The following is a 7,666-nucleotide window of genomic DNA, read 5'->3' as shown; positions in this document are numbered from 1 at the left end:
AAAGCATCACTCAACTCATTGAACCGCCGTATACGAGAACCGTACGTACGGTGGTGTGAGAGGACGGAGGGTCGAACCCTCCTCCTACTCGATTAGAGCTGATGCTATTTTATCATTCCTGCTGTGGATACAAAGGTATTCTAAATATCAGATAAGAAAAAATTCATATAATTATATCTTAACTAAACTAGTTTTCATCTATTTGTCGAATTAGCCCGAACTGAAGACTTATAAATTATGAGACAATAGTATTAGACTGTATGGGGGTGATAAGGGTGGATCGTAATCAGAAGTTAGATTTACACAGCACAATCCCAGTTAAAATGATGAATGACTTGGCTGCTGGCAAGAGTTATTCAGGCATGCTGCAAACAATATGTACGTCCTACAAGGTTCAGGCTGTATTAACTGACGATATTTTCCAGACACTTGCCTTTGCAGATGAAAATAAGAGTTACAAAGGGCTCGAATATATTGATGTACTGGATGGTAATCCTTCTATTGTTTTTGACCGTTTAAGAAATGAAGAGTGGACTGCCCGCAGATTTGAGCTTGTATCTGACAATTTAGAAAGAGCAGGTTTTCTGTATGTGAACGATGAAATTTTTGAGCGCCCTTCTTTTAATAGAGATGATTTTCAAAAAATGCTGGTATTTTTCTCAACTGCTATTCAGGCTGAAAACCGCAAAAGAAAAGAAGTATTACAACAAGGGCTGCGTTTTAAAGAAGCTTTCCTCTATGATTTGTTATACGGAAATTTAAAAGAAGAGGGAAATATTCGAGCCCAGGCTGAAACATGGAATTGGGGTTTAAATGCACCGCATACGGTTATTGCTTTTGAGTTACAAAAATTTGACACTCTCACGGGTGACGAGGTTCTTTTGGAACGCTGTATGCGGAAGTGGGAAACCACCTTAATAAAACAGCTGATAAACCCAATGATGCTAAAAAAAAGAAACGAGATTATATTATTTTATCCAGTAAAACATATTAGCAAAATAAAAGAAAATGAAAAGAAAATACGTGATTCTATTTCATTACTAATAAAGAGCATTGAAAAAATTAGTGGGGACCGGGAGTTTCACGTTGGAATTGGCCGCCCGTATGCTTATGGGAAAGATTATTTCCGGTCGTATCAGGAAGCTAGAGTCGCAAGGGAAATTGGCATCAGTAAAATAGGAGAAACGGTTATTTTCTTCCAGGACATTGGTTTGCTGAAACTGCTTTACTCCCATGACCCACAGGAACTATATGAATACTACCATGATACGCTCGATGAATTAATTATGCATGATGAAAAGACCGAAGCGGATTTAATAGAAGCTTTACGTGCGTATATTAAAAATGATCTTGATTTAAAAAAGACTTCAGAAGCGATGCATATGCACCGTAATTCTGTACGTTACCGGCTGACGAAAATAGAAGAGCTGCTGGATATAGACCTGAACGATTTATCTGTGATTATTAAATTCTCTATGGCGTTCCAAATAGAGTCTTTAGCAAAAATGAGAGATCGTTTGCGGACAGGGCGGAGGTAGAGGCGAATGAATGAAAAAACACAATTTGTACGGAATGTGTGCCCTCGAAACTGCTTCTCTACGTGCAGTATGGTGACCAAGGTAGTAAATGGAAGAGTGATTAAAGTGGCAGGAGATCCTTTACACGGTTTTTCCAAAGGGAAGCTGTGTGCTAAAGGGTACTCATATCCTGAATACGTTTACAGTTCAAAAAGGTTACTTACTCCTCTCTTTCAGGAAAAGCGCGGCTCAGGGCAATGGAATGAAATTTCCTGGGAAGAAGCCTATAACATCATCTCTGACAAAATTATTTCGCTGTATGATAAACACCAGACTCACCTGGCGCTTGCTTACAATAAATTTTCAGGAAATCTTGGTCTGCTCCATAATGCGATGGAAGGTTTCTTTCATAGTCTTGGTGCTCATACGAAAGCTGCAGGAAATCCGTGTTTAGGAACAGGAAGGGAGTCCCTCAGGTTTCAGAGGGGGACGGAATATTCACCCCGCCCGGAAAATATGGCTTTTGCCGATGCCATTATCATTTGGGGCTCTAATCCGGCAGTTACAAATATCCACCAGATGAAATTTATTCATACAGCAAGGGATCAGGGGGCGCCTCTCGTAGTTATAGATCCTCTTTTTACCGAAACGGCTAAAACGGCGGATATCTATATACAGGTACGTCCGGGCCAGGATCTTTGGCTTGCCGCTGCTGTTTTAAAGCTATTACTCATCCGGAACAGTACAGACGCCTTTAAAATTCGAGGCTGGGACATGCTAAAAAAAGAGCTGTTGCAATGTGAAATGGATTTTCTGCTTAATAAATGCGGAGTAGCCTTTGAAGCTGTTAAAGAGCTCGCTGACATATATAAGTCCAGTAAAAACGCTGCTGCCTGGATTGGTTATGGAGCTCAGCGCCATTATGGCAGTTCGGCCAGTGTCAGAATGATAGACGCTGTCTCTCTAATGGCAGAATATATGTTTAAGTCCAAAAGGGACGTTTATTATTTCCATCCTGAATTGTTCCAGATGCCAAACAGGCTCGTAAATGATCATATTACCGATGCAGAAACCTGCCGAAACATAGATTTCCGGAAGTTCTCTAATCAGCTGCCCACCCTGCAAGATCCGCCAGTAGAGTTTCTCTGGCTGTTTTCCAGAAATCCTTTAAGCCAGGATGAAAATGTTAATGAATGGATACATTTAATGAAAGAAATGGATCTGGTAGTTGTAAGTGATTTATTTTTAACTAAAACCGCAGAACTTGCCGACCTGGTCCTTCCAGTCACGACTCACTTCGAGCATTGGGACTTACATGTAAGCTACTGGAATCACTGGCTGTCTCTTAATGAGCCTGCCATAAAACCGGCAGGGAATGTAAAAAGTGATTTACAGATTGCCAGGGAGCTTGCAATGGTCATTAACAGCAAACGTCCAGGGATGTCATCCTTCCGGACCGACCTGTCTGAGAGAGACTGGTTATCAAAAGAAGTGGCTTCGCTTCCAAAGGGACGATACCCGATTTCCTCCTGGGAGGAGCTACGGATAAGGCCAGCTGTGCTTAATGAGAACTCTCAATTAATGAAGCAGGCGGACGGGGTTACTTTTTATTCAGAAAAGGATGCCTCAAAAACATTTTTTACGGAGTGGAAAAATGATGTAAGTGAAAAGGTAACAATTAACCATACAAAAGGACCGTTCAAAGTGTTATCGCCGCAGTCCCTGCTGCACATCCATTCACAGTTTGAACCACGTGTTACCATCCAGGATTTTCTGAAAGTGTCTGAAGTGAAAATATCTTCATCCCTGGCGGCCTCACTTGGCCTTCAAACAAATGATAAGGTACTCCTTTTTAACGAACATAGTGAAATAGAGCGTCATGTAAAAATTGATAGCCTCATACCTGGAAATGTGCTGGTATTAAGGCAGGGGGGAGATCACCCGGTTAATGAACTCTCCGGGTATAAACCGGCCTGTTTAGAAGGATCTGGAGAGACTTCTGAGTTTTTTGATACGCAAGCTTATATTGTGAAACTTGAGGAGACAGGGAGATGATAAAACAAATTGGTTTCCTGTTCAGAGCCGACCGGTGTGTCTCCTGCCATGCGTGTGTAGCCGCTTGTATCAATGAAAACAGGGAGAGGACTGCCAGTAGTTTTCGAAGAGTGGACCCCTCGCAAACGACTCATTATTTATCTTTGTCATGCAACCATTGTGACAATCCGGAGTGTATGAGAGTGTGTCCTGAACAAGCATTTATTAAGCGCCGTGACGGGGTCGTTAAGATTGAAGAAGCGAGATGCAATGGATGCGAAAAGTGTGTAAATTCCTGTCCATACCGGGCTATTCAAATTGTTGACAGTTCCCTTGGTCCGAAAGCACGAAAATGTGAATTGTGTCACGAAAGGTTTGATCGGGGGAAACTCCCGGCGTGTACAGAAGCGTGCACCACCTCAGCGCTAATGGTTGGGGATATAGATATTCTTCCTGTCTTGCCTGACAAGCAGTGGAAGAAGGACCTCCCTGGCTTGTTTGATTCCTCTTTCACTTATCCCTCCATCCGCTTGATTGCACCGAAAAAAAAGAAACGCTATTTCTTAATCTAAGAAACCGTGAAATCCCACGGTTTCTTTTTTTTATGTCCCAAGAAAAAGCTTAGCCGCGGTGCTAAATCACAGACACCTTTCTGCCACATTTTCTTTGTCATCCTGTACAAAAGCCTTAGAGTAAATTTTCGTTCATGGCTAAAGAAACAGAAGAAATTATCTATTACGATTAAAGTGAACAAAGGGCCCGTTCAAATACAGCATACAAAACGTTAGGGGTGAGGAGAGTGGCTTCTTCAAATACAACCATCGATATGAGGCAGGTTCTGTCACTTATTGAGGTTCGAACACATTATTATAATTTGCTCAGGCAATTATTTCTTTCTGAACCGACAGAACAGCTCTTATTAGAAATAAAGGAATCCATGATTTTTAAAGAATTTCCATTTCAGGATTCAAATCCTTTGCTGCAAAAAGGCTGCATGCTGGCTGCTGAAGCGATGGAATCATATGACAGCCGCAGAAAACAGGATTTTGAAGATTTACATTGGGATTATACAAGAATGTTTGTAGGACCTTATGAACTTCCTGCACCGCCGTGGGCCTCAGCGTACTCAGGCGATGGAAGGCTGCTCTTCCAAAATGAGACACAGCAAATAAGAAAAGCTTATGCGAAGTATGGTTTTCAGTTAAAAAATTTTGGCTCTGAAGCTGAGGACCACATTGGTTATGAACTCGATTTTATGTACCGGCTGACTAAAGAGACAGCTTCTCTTTTAGAGAGAGAAGAGTTCGGCAAAGCGCAATCGTGTATAAGAGATCAAATCATTTTCATTGAACAGCATCTTTTTTCCTGGATTCCCTCTTTCCGAAAGGAAATGGAAACAGCAGCCCATATGCCGTTTTATAAAGGGGTGGCCGCTGTTCTTGAGGGGGCACTTCAATTGGACCGGCTGCTGCTGAATGAATTAAGTGAATTTTTGTTACTGAGTGTCAATACCAAAACGGAGGTGACAGAGGATGTTTGAATTTTTGAATAAAGTAAAAGAGCACAAATTCAGCAGGCGTACCTTTATAGGAGCGGGCGCAGCAGTAACTGCCGGGGCAGTATTTCCCGCTTCACGGAACAAGCTTCAGAAGTTGACAGCGGTACAGGCAGAAGAGCTCCAATCTTCAGAAGGCGAATGGATTCCTGCCGCATGCTGGCATAACTGCGGAGGGCGTTGTTTACTCAAAGCAGAAGTAGTTGATGGGATTGTCAAACGTGTGAAAACGGATGATACCCGTGAGGACTCACCAGATAACCCTCAACAGCGCGCCTGTGTCCGGGGACGGTCACAGCGCCAGCAAGTTTATGGTGTGGACCGGCTTAAATATCCAATGAAACGTAAACATTGGGAGCCGGGTGGAGGAAATAAGGAGTTACGCGGGAACGATGAATGGGTGCGTATTTCCTGGGATGAAGCGACCGGTATCGTCGCAAGTGAAATTGAGAGAATCAGAAACAAATACAGTAACCGTTCGATCCTTGTTACAGGAGGAGATATTGGACGGGCCTTAAATCTGGTTGGCGGTCACGTAGGGACTTGGGGAACGACCTCATGGGGATCGTGGCGTTGGGGACCCGCCTACTTTGGCCTTCAAGAAGGATATTTTGAGCATAGCATCAATGACCGGATGGACCTTCGCAATTCGCAGCTTATTGTCCTATGGGGGTTGAACCCGGCATGGAGTTCACCGGGGTCGCCGACGTATAACTTCCTGCAGGCGAAGAAAGCGGGAGCGAGAGTGATTGTGATCGACCCAATGTACTCGGAGTCTGCCGAACTTCTCGGCGATGAGTGGGTACCGGTTCACCCTGGGACAGATCACGCCCTTATGCTTGGAATGGCTCATACGCTTATTGAAGAAGATGATCCGGATTCAAACCCTCTCATTGACTGGGATTTTCTGAAATCTTGTACTGTAGGGTTTGACCAGGAGATGATGCCTGAAGGGGCGGACAAAGAGGCTAACTTTAAAGATTATGTGCTCGGAACACATGACGGACAGCCAAAAACAGCCGAATGGGCCAGTGAGATTTCAGGAGTTGAGGCTGGGGTCATTCGCAGGATTGCCCGTGACATAGCCTCTACTAACCGAGTTGCCTTACTGACAGGATGGGCCCCGGCAAGAATAAAAAATTCTGATTCATGGCCGCAAATGTTTATGACCTTTGGTGCTATGACAGGGCATATGGCTCAGCCGGGAAGAATGACCGGTGTCAGCTGCCACTTCGGTACAGGGAACGGCGGTCCAAGACTTGTGATGGGCGGGGGCAGCGGGGTGCCTCCGGGGGCAGAAAACGACGTGTCGGACAGCCTGGTGCATGCAGAGATGTGGGACGCGATCCTCAAGGGAGAATACACGGCCGGCTATAATGACAAACGTGACATAGATATTCAGATGATTTATCACGGCATGGGAGCCACTTTGCAGACGCGTGACGGCCAGTCAAAAGGCATTGACGTACACAAAAACGTGGAATTCGTCGTAACGAACGGCCATTTTATTACCACTAATGCTAAATACTCTGATATTGTCCTGCCAGCGACGACGCCATGGGAGCGGGAAGGCGGCTTCAACGTCGGTAACAGGGACGCGTTATTTTATTACCGAAATGTGATCGATCCGCTATTTGAATGTAAAGATGATGCCCAGATTACAACGGAAATTGGAATGAAACTCGGTTTCACAGCAGAAGAAGTTTATGGAGATGTGTCACCGCGACAGCAGCTGTTTAATCAGATTGCAGGTGCCCAGGTCATTAATAAAGCAGGCACGGACTACGAGCCTTTAGTGACGATCACAGATAAAGATATCACTGAATGGGGCGTGGAAGGCGAGCCGCAGAAGGGGCGCATCACCGTAAGTGAACTTGAAGAAAAGGGCGTCTACCAAGTCGAACGGAAACCGGGTGATAATTACGGGTATATAGCCCAGGAAGCGTTCCGTAAAGACCCTGAAGCTAATCCGTTGGAAACTGCTACAGGAAAGCTTGAAATTTATTCGGAAGCCCTGGCAGAGTATGTAAAAGGAATCGGCTTTACAGAAATTGACCCGATCCCGACTTATAATCCTGCTACAGAAGGATACGAGGACACGTATAAGAACTTTCAGGCGAAGGAAAAAGGCGACTATCCGCTTCAAGTCATCAATCCTCATTATTTGAGACGTGCCCATACTATTTTTGATAATAATCCTTGGCTCAGGGAAGCTTGGCCTAACGACGTTTATGTGAGTACGGCTGATGCAAGAGAGCGAGGAGTTAAAAGCGGAGACACGGTGGTTATTGAAAGTAAGCACGGGAAAACTTTACGGATTGCTCACGTCACAGAGCGGCTGATTCCAGGCACAATCGGCCTCATGCATGGGGCGTGGGTAGAAATGGATGAAGAAAAAGACATCGATAAAGCCGGATCAGATAATATTTTAACTGGTGCGATTGCCACAGGACAGGCAATATCTGGCTGGAACTCAACGATCTGTGATTTCCGAAAATGGGAAGGGAAAGACTTAAAGCTTGATAAACTGTGGGAGCCTCGCACTGTTTAATAATTTGGA

General features: G+C 44.3%; 5 protein-coding genes. All 5 read left to right on the top strand.

What is annotated here, in order from left to right:
* Window positions 1-275 precede the first annotated feature (275 nt).
* The 5 genes from BMW59_RS15325 to BMW59_RS15305 all read left to right on the top strand — a co-directional run bounded on the left by BMW59_RS15325 (window position 276) and on the right by BMW59_RS15305 (window position 7,657).
* The gene (locus tag BMW59_RS15325; protein WP_177174373.1) at window positions 276-1,538 is read left to right on the top strand and encodes a PucR family transcriptional regulator; all 1,263 of its coding nucleotides are present in this window, start codon (window positions 276-278) and stop codon (window positions 1,536-1,538) included.
* Between the two features lie 6 nt (window positions 1,539-1,544).
* Window positions 1,545-3,572: a molybdopterin-dependent oxidoreductase gene (locus BMW59_RS15320; protein WP_093054076.1), complete on the top strand. Its 2,028-nt coding sequence runs from the start codon at window positions 1,545-1,547 to the stop codon at window positions 3,570-3,572.
* Window positions 3,569-4,123, top strand: a complete 555-nt coding sequence (locus tag BMW59_RS15315; RefSeq protein WP_093054075.1) for a 4Fe-4S dicluster domain-containing protein — start codon at window positions 3,569-3,571, stop codon at window positions 4,121-4,123. The genes BMW59_RS15320 and BMW59_RS15315 overlap by 4 nt, the downstream gene beginning before the upstream one ends.
* Window positions 4,124-4,350: 227 nt before the next feature.
* The gene (locus BMW59_RS15310; protein ID WP_093054074.1) at window positions 4,351-5,091 is read left to right on the top strand and encodes a TorD/DmsD family molecular chaperone; all 741 of its coding nucleotides are present in this window, start codon (window positions 4,351-4,353) and stop codon (window positions 5,089-5,091) included.
* Complete coding sequence (locus BMW59_RS15305; RefSeq protein WP_093054073.1) at window positions 5,084-7,657, top strand: molybdopterin-dependent oxidoreductase; 2,574 nt, start codon at window positions 5,084-5,086, stop codon at window positions 7,655-7,657. The genes BMW59_RS15310 and BMW59_RS15305 overlap by 8 nt, the downstream gene beginning before the upstream one ends.
* Window positions 7,658-7,666 lie beyond the last annotated feature (9 nt).

This window comes from Salipaludibacillus aurantiacus, assembly GCF_900111295.1.
Lineage (GTDB): Bacteria > Bacillota > Bacilli > Bacillales > Salisediminibacteriaceae > Salipaludibacillus > Salipaludibacillus aurantiacus.
The sequence above is the reverse complement of the archived record's forward strand: the minus strand, read 5'-3'. Positions and strand labels throughout refer to the sequence as shown.

Bases quoted from the DNA above. Each gene is read 5' to 3' on its own strand.
- BMW59_RS15305 (WP_093054073.1), top strand. From the start codon at position 5,084: ATGTTTGAATTTTTGAATAAAGTAAAAGAGCACAAATTCAGCAGGCGT.
- BMW59_RS15320 (WP_093054076.1), top strand. From the start codon at position 1,545: ATGAATGAAAAAACACAATTTGTACGGAATGTGTGCCCTCGAAACTGC.
- BMW59_RS15315 (WP_093054075.1), top strand. From the start codon at position 3,569: ATGATAAAACAAATTGGTTTCCTGTTCAGAGCCGACCGGTGTGTCTCC.